Here is a 16,944-nt window from a genome sequence, read left to right on the forward strand (position 1 = left end):
CGTACGACCACCAGGACGTGCCCTTCGAGCGGCTCGTCGAGGCCCTCAACCCCGAGCGCTCCACCGCCTACCACCCGCTGTTCCAGGTGGCGTTCTTCTGGCAGAGCGGCATGGCCGGCCTCGACCTGCCCGGTCTGCGGGCCGTCCCCGAACCGGTCGTGACCGGTACCGCGAAGTTCGATCTGCTGTTCCAGGTCGAGGGGCCGTCCGGGCCGGACAGCTCCGGCGGACAGCGCGGGCACGGGCTGCGCGGGCTCGTCGAGTACGCCACCGACCTGTTCGACCGCGGTACGGCGGAGGCTCTCGCCGCACGATTCGTGCGCCTCGTCGGGGAACTGGCGGCCGACCCGCGGCTGCGGCTCGACGCGGTGGACGCCCTGGCGCCCGCCGAGCGGGACCGGCTGCTGCGCGTGGTGAACGACACGGCCGTGGACACGCCGCAGATGACGGTCTCCGCGCTCTTCGAGCAGCGGGCCATGGCCGCGCCGGACACGCTCGCGGTGGTGAGCGGCGCTCAGTCGCTGACCTACCGGGAGCTGAACGAGCGCGCCAACCGGCTCGCCCGGGAACTGGTGCGGCGGGGCGTGGGCGCCGAGTCGGCGGTGGCCGTGGCGGTGCCCCGGTCGGCCGAGTACGTGGTGGCGGTCCTCGCCGTCCTGAAGTCCGGCGGCGCCTATGTCCCCCTGGCGCACGACCACCCGGCTCAGCGGCTGGAGTTCATGCTCCGGGACGCGTCCCCGGCGCTGCTGCTCACCACCTCCGAAGCGGCGGCCGCCATGCCGCAGGGCGCCTGCCCCCGGCTGGTCGTCGACGACCCGGACACGGCCGCGGCCGTATCCGCCCAGCCGGGCGACGACCTCCCCGACGCGGGCAGCCCGGACCGGCTGGCGTACGTCATCTACACCTCGGGTTCGACCGGGGTGCCCAAGGGCACCGGGGTCAGCCATCGCGCCCTGGCGGACCTCGCGGTGGACCGGCGCTGGCGCGGCGGCATCGACGGGCCCACGGCCCGGGTGCTGATGCACTCGGCGACGACGTTCGACATCTCCGGCTACGAGATGTGGGTGCCGCTCCTGAACGGCGGCCGGATCGTGGTGGCCCCGCCCGGGAAGCTGGACGTGGACGCGCTTGCCACGGTCATCGCCGAGCAGCGGGTGACCGCACTGACCATGTCCGCGGGGCTCTTCTCGGTGATCGCGGACGAGCGCCCGGACAGCTTCGCCGGTGTGCGAGAGGTGCTGCCCTGCGGCGAGTTGGTGCCCGCGGAGGCGGTGACGCGGATCCTTCGGGCCTGCCCCGGTGTCACGGTCACCAACGCCTACGGGCCGACCGAGGCGACGGTATTCGCCACCACTCACAGCGTCACCGCCGCCGCCCGGGTCGGTACGGCCTTCCCGGTGGGGCGGCCCATGGACAACACGCGCGCCTACGTCCTGGACGCGCGCCTGCGACCCGTCCCGCCGGGCGTCGAGGGCGAACTGTACCTCGCGGGTTCGGGCCTGGCGCGGGGCTATGCGCACCGGCCGGGGCTCACGGCGGCGCGCTTCGTGGCCTGCCCGTTCGGCGGCACGGGCGAGCGCATGTACCGGACCGGGGACGTGGTGGTGTGGACGAAGGACGGTGAGCTGGTGTTCAAGGCGCGCGCAGACGACCAGGTGAAGATACGCGGCTTCCGGGTCGAGCCCGGCGAGGTGGAGTCCGCGCTGGTGGCCCATCCGGCCGTGGCCAGGGCGGCCGTGATCGCCCGGCCGAGCCCGGGCGGCACCGGGGGACAGCAACTGATCGCCTACGTCGTACCGGCCGGCGTACCCGACCGGCCCGAAGGCCCCGGCGGCGCAGCGCCGTCCGGTACAGGGCCGTCCGGTGCAGGGCCGCTTGCCGAGCGGCCTGCCGGGGCCGTCGGACCCGAGGAGCTGCGCGGGCACCTGGCCCGCAGCCTGCCGGAATACATGGTGCCGTCCGCTTTCGTCGAGCTGGACGCCCTGCCGCTCACCCGGCACGGCAAGGTGGACCGCCACGCCCTGCCAAGCCCCCGAAGTCCCGAGGTCGGGTCCCCGGCCGCCCTGGTCCGGCCGCGCACGGCCACCGAGCGCGCGGTCGCCGCGATCTGGGCGGACCTGCTCGACCGGGACGAGATCGGCGTGCACGAGAAGTTCTTCGAGGCCGGCGGAACCTCACTCTCCCTCCTCGCTCTGAGCAGCCGCCTGGCCGAACTGGGCCTGAAAAGGCTGCCGTTGAGCGCCTACTTCGAGCACACCTCGGTCGAGGCGATGGCCCGTCTGCTCGACGCGACCGCCCGCGAAACCGCTGACGAATTGGGGTACGAACTATGACGCACCCGAGCCTCCCCCCGACTCCGTCCGGGGGCACCCCCCTCGGCCGGGGGGCCGTGGCGATCATCGGGGTCGCCATGACCTTGCCCGAGGCCGACGACCTGGACACTCTGCACCAGAACCTGCTCGGCGGGCGGATCAGCGTACGGGCACCGGGCAAGGACCGGATGCACTACGCGGGGGCGCCCACCGATGTCGACTACGTGAAGATGGGCTACCTGAACCGGATCGATCTCTTCGATCACCGGTTCTTCGGACTCTCCCGGCGCGAAGCGGAGTTGATGGACCCGCATCAGCGCATTTCCGCCCAGCTCGCCCACCAGGCGATCGAGAACGCCTGTTACGCGCCCGGCGATCTGAAGGGCTCCAACACCGCGGTCGTCCTCAGCGCGCCCGAACCCCACTACGCAGGCCTCTATGCCGACGACGACCCGCAGCAGATCCTCGGCTCGCACCCGTCCGCGGCGGCCGGGCGCATCGCCTACCTCCTCGACCTGGCCGGGCCCACGCTGGTCGTGGACACCGCGTGCAGCGGCAGCCTCACCGCGCTCGCGGTCGCCGCGGACCAGCTCCGCAACGGGCAGGCGGACCTGGCGCTCGCGGGCGGGATCAGCGTCTTCCCCGTCATCGCGCCCGAGCACGAGCGCGTGCCCACGCCCGGACTGGAGTCCCTCGAGCAGGTGTGCCGCCCCTTCGACGCCCGGGCGGACGGCGCCACCGGAGGTGAGGGCGGCGGGCTCGTCCTCCTCAAGCGGCTGGACGACGCGCTCGCCGACGGAGACCACATACACGGCGTGCTGCGCGGCATAGCCGTCAACCACAACGGTTTCCGCGCCACGAGCATGAGCGCGCCGAGCTCCCGCGGGCAGGCCCAGGTACTCGTCGAGGCCTGGCAGCAGGCCGGACCCGGCCCGCTGGACTACATCGAGTGCCACGGCTCGGGCACCCGGCTCGGCGACGTCATCGAGGCCGAAGGGCTGCGGCAGGCCTTCACCGAGGCGGGCCGGAACGGCCCGTGCGGGATCAGCGGGGTCAAGGGCAACATCGGCCACCTCAACCACGCCGCCGGTGTCGCCGGGCTTTTCAAGGTCCTCGCCGGACTGCGGCACGCCACCCGGTATCCGAACCCCAACTTCGAGACGCCCAACCCGCTGATCGACTTCACGGGCCCGGTCCGGGTCGACACGCGGGCCATGGCCTGGGAGCGCACGACGGACAGCACCCGCCGGGCGGGCCTGAGCTCCTTCGGCCTGACCGGCACCAATGTGCACGCCGTCGTCGAGGAGCCGCCCGCCGTGGCCCAGATCCCGGCGCCGCGGAACGCCGTGGCCGAGCTGGTCACCCTCTCCGCCAAGTCGCCCCAGGCCCTCGCGGCCTATGCCCAGCGCGTCGCCGACTTCCTCGACCGGACCGGGCAGCAACTGCCCGACGTGGCCCACGCGTTGAACCGGGGCCGCGACGACCACCCGTACCGCTGGGCCGCGACCGCCCACGACAACCAGGAGCTGGCCGCCCGGCTGCGCGCGCCGCGCTCCGGCGAGCGGGAGCCCGCGGCTCAGGCGCCCGTGGTGCTGCTCTTCTCCGGTGACGCCGAGCTCGGCGACGAGACATGGGCGGCGCTGCGCGCGGCCTTCCCCGGGCTCGCCGGTGAGGAAGACGCCACGGGAGGCACCGACGACGCCTCGCCCGGCGCACGGCTGCTCGCCCGGCAGCACGCGGCGTACCGGCTGGCGCGCTCCCTCGGCCTGACCGAGGCGCGCCTGGTGGGCAATGGCGTCGGCAACCTCGTGGTGCGGTCCGTCCAGGACCCGGCGACGGCGGCAGAGGCCCGGAGCAAGGCCGTGGACGCCCCGCTCACCAGCCAGGTCGACGAGGAGGGGCTGCGCCGCGCGGTGCGCAGCCTCGCCGACGAGGGCGCCGTCCTGGTCGAACTGGCCGCGGACGGCGCGCTGTCGCGGGAGATCGCCCGGATCGCACCGGAGCTGCCGGTCGTACGTCTCTTCGCGGACCCCACCCGTCAGGGCGTGCTCGCCGCGCTCGCCGCGCTGTACTCGCTCGGCGCGGGCCTCGACTGGAACCGCTACTACGAGGGCATCGAGGCGCACCGCATCGAGGTGCCGACCTACCCGTTCGACGTCGACGAGGTGTCCTGCTGGTGCCGACCGCCGGGCGCCCCGCCGCTGCCCGCGCGCACGAGCCGAGCAGCCGGCGCCGAGCGGCCCGCACCTCAGCTCGGGGGAGGCGAACCAGCGGACACCGAACCGCAGTTGGCGGAGATCTGGGCGAGCGTCCTCAAGGCCGAGGAGGTCGCTCAGGACTCCAACTACTTCGATCTCGGTGGCACGTCGATCGCGGGCATCACGGTGCTGCGCAAGGCGCAGGATCTCTTCGGCGTGCGCCTCACGTTCGCCGATCTGCACGAGTACCCCACGCTGCGCGAACTGGCCACGCGGATCGACGTGCTGCGCGCGGCGGGCCCGGACACGGACGACTGGACGATCACTCCGACAGCGCGCCCGGGCCGGCTGCCGCTCTCGTTCAACCAGGAGCAGCTGTGGTACCTCGACCGGCTGAAGCCCGGCACAGCGCTCTACAACATCCCCATCAACCTGCGCTACATCGGCCCCCTCGACCTCGACGCGTTCCGGGGCGCGCTGCGTGACGTCCTGGCCCGGCAGGAGGTCCTGCGCACGCGCATCCCGGACGAGGACGGCAGGCCGTACGCACTCGCCGACCTGCCCGAGCCGCAGCTGACCTTCCTCGACCTGACGGCGCTGCCGGACGCGTCGCGCCGCGCGGAGCTGACCCGGGCGGTGACGGCGGAAGCGACGGAGCCGTTCGACCTCGCGCGCGGCCCGCTGTTCCGCACCGTGGTGATCAAGATGGGCGAGGGCGACCATGTGGTGGCGCACACCTGGCACCACATTGCCTTCGACGGCTGGGCCCCCGCCGTCTTCTACCGGGAGTTCGCGGCCTGCTACGCGGCCCGTCGTGGCGTTCGCGGGGCCGAGCTGCCCGGACTGCCCGTCCAGTACGCGGACTTCGCGGCCTGGCAGCGGCAGTGGCTGGACGCGGAGCGCATGGAGCGCGGCCTCGAGTACTGGCGTTCGCAGCTACGCGGCCTGGACACCCCCGAACTGCCGCTCGACCGCCCGCGCCCGGCCGTGCAGTCCTTCGCGGGCGACAGCGTGAAGTTCTGCCTCGACGATGAACTCGCCCGGCAGCTGCGCGCCTTCAGCGTCCGCGAGAGCACGACGAGCTTCGTCACCATGCTCGCCGTGATCAACGCGGTCCTGCACCTGTGGGCAGACCACCGGGACGTGGTGGTGGGTGCGGCGACCACGGGCCGGTTCAACCCCGCCACGCACGACCTGATCGGCTACTTCAACAACCTCCTGCCGTTCCGTACGCGGGTCGATGAGGGCCTGAGCTTCCGCGAGCTGGTGGCCCGCTGCGCGACCACGGCGACCGGCGTCCTCGACCACGAGGAGATCCCCTTCGCGAAGATCGTCGCCGATATGGACCACCGCGACCCGTCGCGGCACCCGGTGTTCACGGTCTGCTACACCCACCAGAACACCGCCACGGCCCCCTTCGACCTGGCGGATCTCCGCGCCCGGCCGGTCGGGGAAGAGCTCTCCACGGTCTCCGGAATCGCCCCCGGGACGTCCAAGTTCGACCTCACCTTCGGCCTGTACGACCAGGACGGCGGCCCGATGGACGGCTACCTGGAGTACGCGGTCGACCTGTTCGAACCCGCCACCGCGCACCACCTGGTCGGTCTCTTCCAGGAGCTCGCCGCGGCCGCGATGCGCGAGCCCGACCGGCCCCTGGCCGAACTCCTGACGGACCGCGAGCCCTCGCTCCTGGCCGGGAAGCGGTCCGAGTGGCCCGACGGGCGCCTGATCAGCGACGTCTTCGCGGAGCACGCCGCGCGGCGCCCGGACGGGACCGCCGTCGTCGACGCGGCGGGCGAGCACACCTTCGCGGAGCTCGACCGGCGGGCGAACCGGGTGGCGCGGCGCCTCGTCGAGCACGGCGTCGGCCCGGACGTCGCCGTCCCCGTGATCGCGGACCGTGGCGCGGACCTGGTGGTCGGATGGCTCGCCGTCCTGAAGGCGGGCGGCGCCTTCGCCTCGGTCGACCCCACTGTGCCGGAGCAGCGGGTGCGGTCCGTCCTCGCCGGGATCACCGCCCCCGTGCTGCTGGTGGGCGCGGGCATGGAGGGTTACGACGACGCCGGATTCCCGGTGCTGCGGATCGCCGACGCGGCCGCCGCGGACGCGGACCCGGACGCGGGCCCGGACGCCGGGCCGCGGCAGCGGGCGGGGGCGGCCAACCTGGCCTACGTCGTGCACACTTCGGGCTCCACCGGCCACCCGCAGGGCTGCGAGGTCGAGCACCGCGTCCTGATCAACCTGCTGCGCTGGTTCGGCGAGGAGGCGGAGCTCACCGATGACGACCGGTTCGCGCAGCTCGCCGCCGCCGGGTTCGACCTGGCCGCGTTCGAAGTCCTGTGCGCCCTGTACCACGGGGTGACCCTGTGCTTCGTACAGGACCGTCTGCAGACCCCGGAGAACCTCCTCGCCGACTTCGCCCGGCTCGGCGTCACCGTGGCGGGCATGCCGACCCCGCTCGCCGAGCTGATTCTCGCCGAACTCCCCGACGTGCCGGGCCTCAAGCTGCGCTTCGTGCTCACCGGCGGCGACGTGCTCCGGCTGCGGCCGCCGCGCCGGGCGCCGTTCACGCTGCTCAACGTCTACGGGCCGACCGAGTGCGGGCTCTGTGCGACCGCGGGCCGGGTTGCCGGCGCCGAGGCCGGCGCCGAGGGGCTGCCGGACATCGGGCGGACGCTGCCGGGCGCCCGCGTGTACCTCCTGGACTCCCGGGGGCGTCCGGTGGCGCGGGGCGAGCGGGGCGAGGTCTACCTCGGCGGCGTCAACGTCGGCCGCGGCTACCACGGCAAGCCGGGCCTGACCGCGGCCCGGTTCGTGGCCGACCCCTTCGCGGACGAGCCCGGCGCCCGGATGTACCGCACCGGCGACCTGGCCCTGATCCGCGGCGACGGGACCCTCGACTTCCAGGGGCGCCGGGACCATCAGCTCGAACTGCGCGGCCAGCGCGTGGAGCCCGCCGAGATCGAGCGGGTCCTGATGGACCACCCGCGGGTCCGCGAAGCGCTGGTCCTCGCCGAGCGGCAGCCCTCCGGGGCCCTGCTCCTGGTCGCCCACGTCGCCGGCGAGAACGTCCCCGAGGAGGCCGAGCTGACCCGGTGGGTGGCCCGCGCGCTGCCGCAGTACATGGTGCCCGGCCGCGTCGAGTGCCATGCCAGCCTGCCCAGGACGACCAACGGAAAGCTCGACCGCACATCGATGAAGGAGAGCACAGTGCTCAACCACGACACGATCGACGAGCTGGCGTCGGTGACCACGGCCGCGACCCCTGGGGCGGTCATCGACGCGGCCGGGCGCAAAGCCGAGCGGATCCTCGGTGAGATCTGGGCCGATGTGCTCGGTATCGACCGGGTGGCACCGGGCGACAACTTCTTCCGGATCGGCGGCGACTCGCTGCTCAGTGTGGCCATCGCCTCGCGCGCCACGCGGGCCGGACTGCACCTCACCCCGCACGACGTTCTCGAGTACCCGACCCTGCGCGAGCTCGCCGCATGCGCCGGGCAGGCCTCCGCGCCCGCTGCCGCACCGGAGTCGGCCGCGACGGCTGCCGCCCTGGCACCGGTGGTGGAGCCGATACCGCCGAGCCCGCTGGTGCAGGCCATGCTCGCCAAGTCGGGCTACGGCGCACAGGACTTCATCAGGCCCGTGATCCTGGAGACTGCCCCGGCCATCCGGGGTGACGGGGTGCGCGCGGCCTTCGAGCGCCTGGTGGAGGTCCAGGAGCCGCTGCGCTACCGGTTCCGCCACAACAGCCTCGGCTGGCGCATCGAATGTGCCGAGCGCGAGACCGCCCCAGTCGTCGACGTCAGGGTGCTCCCGCCGCTGGACGAAGCGCAGCTGGACGCCTGTCTGGAGGCCGACCTGGACGAGCTCCTTGCGCAGGTGGACCTCGGCCGGGGTCCGCTGTTGCGGGCCAGGTTCTACGACCGCGGTGCCGACCTGCCGGGCGTGATCCTGTTCGTCATCCACCACTTCGTCTACGACGCCGTGTCGTTCGTGCCGCTGGTCGACGACCTGAACGCGGCGTTCGACAGCCAGGCCCCGGCCGTCGCGCGCCCGGCCGCCTGGCGGCGGTGGACGCACCAGCTGCGTTCGATGGCCGCGTCCGACGAGGTGGCCGGTGAACTCCCGTACTGGAAGGGCATCCTGAGCGCCGGGGCCGGGTCGGAGCCGGTGCCCGAGAACGGCACGGCTGGCGAACCGCCGAGCCTGGTCCGCCGCACCGTCGAGGGCCGGGTCGCTACGCAGCTCTCCGACAGCGGGCCCTCCGGCCAGCAGGCCGCGCTGGCCGCGGTCGCCGTGGCCTGGTCCCGGTGGCGCGGTACGCCCGACGCCTTCCTGAGCACGCTGGGCATGGGGGCCGCGCCGAACGCCTTGTGGCACGGCGACCGGAGCGCGTCCTTCGGCTGGTTCACCCATCTGTTCCCGGCCTTCCTGCGGGTCGCGTCCGGGGCCGGGCCCGCCGAGATCCTGCCGGCGGCCGGCGCCGCGCTCGCCGTCCCCAACGACGGCATCGGGTACGGCGTCCTGCGCCACCTCAGCCCGCACACCTTTGAGGTCGCGCGACTGCGCGAGCTGGCTGAGCCGCAGCTCCTCGTCGAGCACCTGGCCAACGCCAACGACGGGCTCGCCAAGCTGGCCGGCGATTCGATCCGGATGCGGTCGATGGCACTGTCGGCCCTGCCGGAGTCGCTGCTCGCCCAGGTGCCGATCGTGGTCGAGAGCCATGTGATCAACGGGGTGCTCCAGCTCGGTGTGGTGTCCCGAGGATCGGTGGCCGACGCCGACATGGAGAACTTCGCCGACCACTTGGTCGAGGCGTTCACCGAGCTCGCCGCCGCGGACGACGCGGACGACGCGGACGACATGGACGGGGGCCGCTGAATGGCCCCGGCGACGGCCCTCAACGCGGTGGCTCTGCACCAGCCGGACGGTGTGCTGCCCGTCGCGGAGCTGCCCGGCCTCGATCAGCTCGGCGAGGCCGAACGGGAGACCTGTGCGCAGCTCGGCATCGACGAGGTCCACGCGGACGATTCGCTGTCCGCGTTCGAGCTCGCCGCCCAGGCCGCCCAGCGGGCTCTGGCGGAGGCCGGGCTCGCGGCGGACGACATGGGCGCGCTGATCCTGATCGACTCGCGCGCCCCCGAGACGCTGATGAGCTCCGCGGTCACCCGGCTGCAGGCCCTCCTCGGTGCCCAGCGGGCGGTGACGTTCTCCGTCGGCGGCCTCGGCTGCGTCTCCCTCACGCCGGCCCTGCTCGCGGCCCGCGGGCTGCTCGCCGCCGACCCGGACCTGGAGCACGTCCTGGTGGCACACGGCAGCAAGCCACCGACGCCGCAGCGCTACCGGCACCCGGTGACCGTGAGCGGCGACGGCGGTGCGGCCGCGGTGATCTCCCGCAGCGGACCTGTCCGCATCCTCGACATCGTCCAGGAGACCAACGGCGACTACTGGGACCTCTTCCACGTCGACTACCGGGACCGGCCCACCGACCGGTGGCGCGAGGAGTGCGGCGACCTGCCCGCGTACTCTTTCAAGCTCGCGGTGGAGACCCGCAACCGTCTGCGCGCCCTGTACCAGCGCCTCCTCGACCGCAACCGTCTGGGACCGCAGGACATCGACTGCCACCTCAGCCACAACCTGTCCCTGGGTGCCTTCCGGTTCACCGAGGAATCGCTCGGCATCAAGATCAGCACGACGTGCTTCGACAACCTCCGGCAGTACGGGCATCTCGGCCCGAACGACGTCCTGCTGAACCTCTGCACGGAGCTGGAACGCGGCGGACTCGAGGACGGACAGCGCGCCGTACTGCTCAGCTCCAGCCCGGCCGCCGCGTGGAGCCTGCTGCTCGTGGAGATCGGTGACGGCGCCGCACCCCACTACCTGTGAGACCAGAGGAGAGATCACCCATGCCGACCGCACCCGCGACGACCACGGTCGAGGACGTCCTGGCCTTCCTGGCCGCCGCCCTCGGCACCGAAGTCGGCCCCGACGACGACTACTTCGCCACCGGACTCGCCGACTCGCTCTTCGCCCTGGAACTGGTCACCTTCGTGGAGCACCGCTTCCAGCTGACGGTGGAGGCCGAGGACCTCGCCCTCGACAACTTCCGTACGGCCGCACACATCATGGCCTTCGCCCAGGCCCGAGGCGGTGCGGCGGCATCATGACGCACGCCGCCGACCCCGCGGGCGTCCCCGACGCGGCGGAGTTCGCCCTTGCCGTCCGGGGCGAGGCCGCCGCCTGGGACCGCTCGGGCACCCTTCCCGAGCAGGTACGCAAGGCCGTCGCCCGGGCCGGGCTCCTCGGGATCGGGCTGCCCGAACGCTACGGCGGCTCGGGCGGCGGCCCCGCCGAACTCGGCGAGGTCTGCGCCGAGATCGGCGGGGTGTGCAGCGCGCTGCGCGGCCTGCTCACGGTGCAGGAGATGGTCGCCGCCGCGCTGCTGCGCTGGGGCACGGCGGCCCAGCGCGCGCAGTGGCTGCCGCAACTGGCCCGCGGGGACCGCTTCGCCGCCTTCGCCGCAACCGAGGCCGGGGCGGGCACGGACCTGGCCGGCGTGCAGACACGCATCGACGAGGACGGCGACCATCTGGTCGTCACCGGCCGCAAACTGTGGATCACCTTCGGCAGGACCGCCGAGGTGTTCCTGGTCCTGGGCCGGACGGCCGGACGCCCCTCGGCGGTGCTCGTCGAGGGAGACCGCGCCGGCGTGCACCGGAAGCCCGTCGAGGGCCAGCTGGGCATGCGCGCCGCCGAAATCGCCCACGTCGACTTCGACACAGTTCGGGTCCCGCGGGACCACCTCGTCGGCCCGCCCGGCATCGGCCTCACCCATGTCGTGGGCACGGCCCTGGACCACGGGCGCTACACCGTGGCATGGGGCTGCGTCGGGATGGCCGAAGCCTGCCTCGACACTGCGGCCGACCACGCGGTGCACCGCCTGCAGCGGGGCGTCGCACTGGCCGAGCATCAGCTCGTACGCGCCGAGCTCGCCCGCGCCGCCGTCCAGGCCGGCGCCGCCCGCGAACTGTGCGCCCGGGCGGGCCGGCTGCGTGGGCAGGGCGATCCGTCGGCCGTGACGGAGACCGTGGTCGCCAAGTACGCGGCAGCCGGCGCCGCCACCGCCGTCGCCGGAGCGGCCGTGCAGACCCTGGGCGCCGCGGGGATCGCGCCGGACAGCCTGGCGGGCCGGTTCTTCCGGGACGCCAAGGTGATGGAACTCATCGAGGGCTCGCAGTTCGTGTCGGAACTCCACATCGGGGACCGGCTGTTGCGCCGCCACGGGTACCGGCCCGCACCCGCCGAACGAACCCGCACAGTGATCCAGGAAGGACCACGATGACCCGCGAAGCGCCCACGCCCGACACCTCCACCCGCACCGGGGTGCCTGCGCCCGCGCCGACCGTGAAGTGCCTGGTGTGGGACCTCGACGACACCATATGGAACGGCACCGTCCTGGAGGGCGACGCCCCCCAGCCCTTCCCCGAGGTCCTCGCCACACTCCACGCCCTCGACGAGCGCGGCATCCTGCACGCCGCCGCCAGCCGTGGCGACCACGCCACCGCCACCGCGCACCTGAAAGCACTCGGCATCGAGGAGCTGTTCACGGTCCTGGAGATCGGCTGGGGCGCCAAGTCCGATGCTGTACGCCGCGTCGCCGAGGCGCTCAACATCGGCATCGACACCCTGGCGTTCATCGACAACGACGCGGTGGAACGCGCGGAGGTCGCAGCCGCCCACCCCGCCGTACGCGTCCACGCGGCCGCGCAGGCCGCCGAACTGCCCGAACTGGCCGCCTTCCAGCCCCCGTTCGTCACCGACGAGAGCCGCGGCCGCCGCCACCTCTACCGCGGCGAACTACGCCGCAAGCGCGCCCAGGACACCCACACCGGCCCCGCGAAGGACTTCCTGGCCACCCTGGACCTGGTCCTCACCGTGCGCCGGGCGACCGAGCGGGACCTCGAGCGCGCCCATGAACTCACCGTCCGCACCCACCAGCTCAACACCACAGGCCGCACCTACGACATGGCCGAGCTGCGCGAGCTGAGCTGCTCACCGTCGCACCAGGTCCTGGTGGCGAGCCTGGAGGACCGCTTCGGCTCGTACGGCACCATCGGCCTCGCCCTCACCGAACTCACCGACACCAACAGCGTGTTGAAGCTCCTCCTGCTGTCCTGCCGGGTCATGTCGCGCGGCGTCGGACCCGCCCTGATCGGCCACATCGTCCGCGACGCGCTCGCCGGCGGGCGCCGCCCGGTGGCGGAGTTCGTGCCCACCGAGGTGAACCGGGTGATGCTGGTCAACCTGCGCTTCAGCGGCTTCGACGTCATCGAGCACAGCGGCGAGCGGATCCTGCTGGGCTTCGACACCGAGCAGGCGCCACCCGCCCAGGACAGTGCGGTACGCGTCGTCACCACCGCCTGACAGTGAGGATTGACCATGGCATCGCCCGGAGGTCTGACTCTCCGCCTGACTGACGCTTCGGTTGTCCTTCTGGGGAATCGTCGGCCTGCCGGGCGATGCCGCTTGGCGCGTGGCCGGCCGGGTGACTGTGACCTAATAGGAGCCTGGCCAGAGGTCCCATCACTGTCTTGTCCGTCTGCCCGACCGGCGCGTGCCCTCATCGACGCCTACGGGGCCGCGACCGCCGTGCTGTCCGGCCGGGCCGGCGGCATCCCGAAGTCCCGCAACGGAATCGCGGAAGCGATCCGGGCCCTGCGGGTGGTCCGCAAGAGCGCGGTCAAGGCCCGCACCCAGACGATCAACCAGATCCGCACTCTGATCGTCACCGCGCCGTCCGCGGTGCGGGACAAGCTACGCGGACTGTCCGCGCGGGAGCTGGTCGACACCCTGGCCCGCTCCCGCCCGAGCGGTGAACTGAACGACCCGGCCTGCGCGATCCGCATCGCACTGCGCCGCTACCAGCAGCTCGACGAGGAGATCAAGGACGCGGACAAGGAGATCGGGCCGCTGGTCACCCAGGCCGCCCCCAAGCTGGTCGCCCTGCCCGGCGTCGGCCCCGAGACCGCCGGCCAGCTGCTGACGAGCGCGGGCGACAACCTCGACCGGCTCCGCTCGGAAGCATCCTTCGCCCACCTGTGCGGATCCGCCCCGGTCCCGGCCCCCTCCGGCCGCACCCACCGCCACCACCTCAACCGCGGCGGCGACCGCGCGGCCAACAACGCGCTCCACACCATCGTGCTGGTCCGCATGAAGTACGACCAGCGCACCCAGGAGTACGTCGCCCGACGCACCGCCGAAGGCATGGCCAAGAAGGACATCGTCCGGTGCCTGAAGCGGTTCGTCGCCCTCGAGATCTACCGGCACCTACCCCATGTGACCCACCCCACCAAACCGCTCCCACAGACCGCTTGACGATCTATAGGAGCTTCCCCGCCCGTCCTCCCGCCGGCCCAGGAGAACCCGTGTCCCACTCCACCCCGCCCCCCACTCCGAGCCGTACGGTCGGCGTCGTCGGCGCAGGCACGATGGGCGTCGGCGTCGCCCACTGCCTGGCGGCCGCGGGCCATGAAGTGACCGTCGTGGACCCCGTACCGGGGGCCCTGGCCACCGCCCCCGACCGGCTGCGCGCCGGCCTGCGCATGGCCACCCTGCTGCGCCGCGCACCAGCCGGCGGGGCCGAGCGCACGGTGGCGCGGGTGCGCTTCAGCGCCGACCTGACTGAGCTGCGTACCGCGTCGTTCGTAGTCGAATGCGTCCGCGAGAGCATCCCCGTCAAACAGGAGCTCTTCCGCTCCCTCAACGCCGTGCTACCGCCCACCACGGTCATCGCGACCTGTACGTCCGCGATCCCGGTCGGCCTGCTCGCCGAGCACATCGACGATCCCGGCCGGGTCCTGGGCATGCACTTCATGAACCCGGCCTACGCCAAGGACTCCCTCGAGATGATCCGCGGCGAGCACACCAGCGAGCAGACCCTCGAAGACGCCCACAACCTGCTGAGGAGCATGGACAAGCAGGGCATCGTGGTCGGTGACGCGCCCGGGTTCGTCTCCAACCGCCTGTCGCACGGCACGTACAACGACGCGGCCGCCGTGGTCCAGGCGGGCACCGCGGACGCGGCCACCGTGGACCGGCTCTTCCAGGAGTGCTTCGGCCACACCATGGGCCCGCTGCGCACCGCCGACCTGATCGGCCTGGACACCGTCGTGGACACCCTGCACGTCCTGCACGAACTCACCGACGACGCCCGATTCGTCCCGTGCGCGCTGCTCACGGACCTGGTCGCGGCGGGCCGCCTCGGCCGCAAGAGCGGGCAGGGCTTCCACACCTACGCGACCGCCAAGCGCTGACGTAGGGCCCCGGCCATCGGATGACGGTGCCGTACGCGAGGCGCGCCTTCCCGCCTGCGGCACCAGGATCTCCGCTTGAAGTGCTCTCCCGGCTGAAGCTGAAGCCTGCCTGCCTTGCGGTGGCGGGCTTGACGCCGCGGGGGCGCCTGAGGACTGCCCTGACCTCGCCAGCCGGTGTGCGGCGCGGACGCGGTGTCGAGGGTTTGGACGCGGGAGGCGATGTGCCAGCCGAGCGCGTCCTTGACCAGCCGGGCGCCGGTGATCTTGTTGTCTGTGTCGGCGTCCTTCCCGATGGGGAGGTCTTTGGTCCAGCGGAGGCGGACCCGGCCGACCTTGGGGATGCTGACCACGCCCCAGCGGCGGTGCACGCGCTTGATCTGCAGGTCGCGGCCCTGCGGGACGCTCACGCTCATCACCGACCGGAAGCGGGCCTTGAAGGCGGGCGCTTCGGCCCGCCTCTTCCAGCAGTTCTTCCAGGCCTGGAAGTACGTTTTGAGTACCGCCTGCGCGGCCTGGGCGGGAAGGACGGCGAGCCAGTCGATGTCCTTGCGGGCCTGGCGGATCGCGGCGTCCGCCGAGGCAAGCGTGCGCTTGTCCTTCGGCAGCATCGTCCACCCGTCGTGCAGGAGGTTCCACGTCGTGCGGGCGGTGTGCGCCCGGGCATCGACGAGCCGGGCCTGCGCAGGGGGCAGTGCCGGCGGGGCGCGATGCTGACGCGCTGCGAAGAGATCATGTGAGAGGTCTGCCAGGACTTCGAGGCCGAACTGAAGCGGTTCAACGGCGAAGAGGACCACGTCCACCTGCTCGTGCACCACCCGCCCAAAGTCCAGCTCTCCAAGCTGGTCAACTCCCTCAAGGGCGTCTCCTCTCGCTGCCTGCGCGGGGCACCGCTGACCGTGGTTCGCCAGTACATCGCGAACCAGCAGCGCCCCGTGTGACGGCCGTCGTGGGCGCGGGTCAACAGCCGCGCCCGCAGCCGAGGTCGGAGCAGTCCTGAAATGCGCTTCACCGCCGCCCTGAAGGGCGGAGCACTGCGCAAGATCAGAGGTAGAGGGTGTCGCCGACGAAGACGGGTTGTTCAAGCCGGAGCTTGTCCTGGCCGAGATTCGCGGTGGTGAGGCCGCTGGTGCTGCGGACGCTCGCGCCCAGGATGATCCCCGGCGTGACCATGCCGCAGACCAGGATCCGGTGCCGGCCGAGGTGCGCGCAGAGGCGGATGTCGGAGTGGACCGGCGCCGGGTTGCCGGTCAAGGCCGGCGTCAGGACATGGTCGGGCTCGGGCACCGTGCGGCCGGGCCAGGTGCCTGCGTTTGATCACGACCTCACACAGCCCTGGCTGGGCGGGGGCGGGCCCGATCGCGCTGCCTCGGATGGGCTCGGCCCAGCGGTGGACCGCGAGGCGGGGGCATGCCGCCTTCTTGGCGACATCACATGGCGCCAGGTGGCGCCTCTTGGCACCATCTGGCGTCGTCCTGTGTCACCTGGCATCATTCCGTGCTCTCAGAAGCGCTTGAGCGCACATGGTGCCGCAATGACTCGGGTCGCCCTCTTTATGTTTCCGCAGGTAGAGCGGCCGTCTTGCGCTCACTTCACGCCAGGCGCCATTCGGGCTTGCGCATGGTGCCACGATGATGCCATCATGGCGTTATGGACCTCACTCCGTATGTCGCCACCTTCCGCCGTGAACTCGCGGTGGCCGCCGAAGCCGGCGGGGAAGGCGTCCGTGAGCCGGCCGAGCGGCTGACCGCTCCGCTGGAGTCGGCGACCCGGCTGACCATGCTCAATGTGCTCTCCGCCCGCGGCTGCCGGCCCACCTCAAGGCGCGCGCCGAACAGGCCGCGAGCCGTGAGGGCCTGTCGGTCAACGCGTGGCTGGTGCGGGCCGTGTCGGCGGCGGTCGACGGCGGCACCCGGCCGCGTACCACGGAGAAGACCCAGAGCGTCGGGCAGAGCATGACGGGCTGGGTGCGCTAGCCGCACCGGCGCCCGCACCACTTCACCCACACCACGTCCCACCAGCGGGGACGACCCACAGACTCATGAGGACGGGACAGCCATGCCTACTTTCGACACTCCCGAACCGATCTCGGCCACCGCGCACGTGGAGGGCGGTTCCATCCGG

The 16,944-nt window shown here is 72.5% G+C and carries 9 protein-coding genes and 3 pseudogenes; 10 read left to right on the plus strand and 2 right to left on the minus strand.

The genetic code is table 11. The features are described from left to right. The 8 genes from GAS53_RS52230 to GAS53_RS52265 form a co-directional block, all read left to right on the plus strand. Window positions 1-2,333 (plus strand): non-ribosomal peptide synthetase (locus tag GAS53_RS52230; RefSeq protein WP_151484869.1); only part of this gene is annotated, 2,333 nt, incomplete at its 5' end. After that, the gene (locus GAS53_RS52235; RefSeq protein ID WP_151484870.1) at window positions 2,330-9,391 is read left to right on the plus strand and encodes a non-ribosomal peptide synthetase; all 7,062 of its coding nucleotides are present in this window, start codon (window positions 2,330-2,332) and stop codon (window positions 9,389-9,391) included. The genes GAS53_RS52230 and GAS53_RS52235, both read left to right, overlap by 4 nt. Further along, window positions 9,392-10,396 (plus strand): 3-oxoacyl-[acyl-carrier-protein] synthase III C-terminal domain-containing protein, encoded by a 1,005-nt coding sequence (locus GAS53_RS52240; RefSeq protein ID WP_151484871.1) that lies wholly within the window; start codon window positions 9,392-9,394, stop codon window positions 10,394-10,396. A 20-nt stretch (window positions 10,397-10,416) separates the two neighbouring features. Continuing rightward, entirely contained in the window at window positions 10,417-10,677 is a 261-nt protein-coding gene (locus GAS53_RS52245) for an acyl carrier protein (protein ID WP_151484872.1), read from the plus strand. Continuing rightward, on the plus strand, window positions 10,674-11,852 hold the full coding sequence (locus GAS53_RS52250; RefSeq protein WP_151484873.1) for an acyl-CoA dehydrogenase family protein: 1,179 nt from the start codon (window positions 10,674-10,676) through the stop codon (window positions 11,850-11,852). The genes GAS53_RS52245 and GAS53_RS52250 overlap by 4 nt, the downstream gene beginning before the upstream one ends. After that, window positions 11,849-12,934 (plus strand): HAD-IIIC family phosphatase, encoded by a 1,086-nt coding sequence (locus GAS53_RS52255; RefSeq protein ID WP_151484874.1) that lies wholly within the window; start codon window positions 11,849-11,851, stop codon window positions 12,932-12,934. The genes GAS53_RS52250 and GAS53_RS52255 overlap by 4 nt, the downstream gene beginning before the upstream one ends. Before the next feature lie 225 nt (window positions 12,935-13,159). Next, a complete protein-coding gene (locus GAS53_RS52260) occupies window positions 13,160-13,885 on the plus strand; it encodes a transposase (protein WP_225859669.1) in 726 nt (241 codons plus the stop codon). A gap of 50 nt (window positions 13,886-13,935) precedes the next feature. After that, on the plus strand, window positions 13,936-14,823 hold the full coding sequence (locus GAS53_RS52265; protein WP_225859670.1) for a 3-hydroxyacyl-CoA dehydrogenase family protein: 888 nt from the start codon (window positions 13,936-13,938) through the stop codon (window positions 14,821-14,823). A gap of 170 nt (window positions 14,824-14,993) precedes the next feature. Here the strand turns inward: GAS53_RS52265 and GAS53_RS52270 are convergent. After that, a pseudogene (locus GAS53_RS52270) lies at window positions 14,994-15,431 on the minus strand (RNA-guided endonuclease TnpB family protein); the annotation flags it as partial. A gap of 129 nt (window positions 15,432-15,560) precedes the next feature. Between GAS53_RS52270 and GAS53_RS52275 the strand changes: the two are divergent. Further along, window positions 15,561-15,761 (plus strand): annotated as a pseudogene (locus GAS53_RS52275) (IS200/IS605 family transposase); the annotation flags it as partial. A 103-nt stretch (window positions 15,762-15,864) separates the two neighbouring features. Here the strand turns inward: GAS53_RS52275 and GAS53_RS52280 are convergent. Continuing rightward, window positions 15,865-16,107 carry a MaoC/PaaZ C-terminal domain-containing protein gene (locus GAS53_RS52280; RefSeq protein ID WP_151484875.1) on the minus strand — a complete coding sequence of 81 codons (243 nt, stop codon included), beginning with the start codon at window positions 16,105-16,107 and terminating at the stop codon, window positions 15,865-15,867. A 363-nt stretch (window positions 16,108-16,470) separates the two neighbouring features. Between GAS53_RS52280 and GAS53_RS57380 the strand changes: the two are divergent. Continuing rightward, window positions 16,471-16,796 (plus strand): annotated as a pseudogene (locus tag GAS53_RS57380) (hypothetical protein). The last annotated feature ends 148 nt before the right edge of the window (window positions 16,797-16,944 follow it).

The organism is Streptomyces albicerus (assembly GCF_008905045.1).
Taxonomy (GTDB): domain Bacteria; phylum Actinomycetota; class Actinomycetes; order Streptomycetales; family Streptomycetaceae; genus Streptomyces; species Streptomyces albicerus.

Bases quoted from the DNA above. Each gene is read 5' to 3' on its own strand.
- GAS53_RS52235 (WP_151484870.1), top strand. From the start codon at position 2,330: ATGACGCACCCGAGCCTCCCCCCGACTCCGTCCGGGGGCACCCCCCTC.
- GAS53_RS52240 (WP_151484871.1), top strand. From the start codon at position 9,392: ATGGCCCCGGCGACGGCCCTCAACGCGGTGGCTCTGCACCAGCCGGAC.
- GAS53_RS52245 (WP_151484872.1), top strand. From the start codon at position 10,417: ATGCCGACCGCACCCGCGACGACCACGGTCGAGGACGTCCTGGCCTTC.
- GAS53_RS52250 (WP_151484873.1), top strand. From the start codon at position 10,674: ATGACGCACGCCGCCGACCCCGCGGGCGTCCCCGACGCGGCGGAGTTC.
- GAS53_RS52255 (WP_151484874.1), top strand. From the start codon at position 11,849: ATGACCCGCGAAGCGCCCACGCCCGACACCTCCACCCGCACCGGGGTG.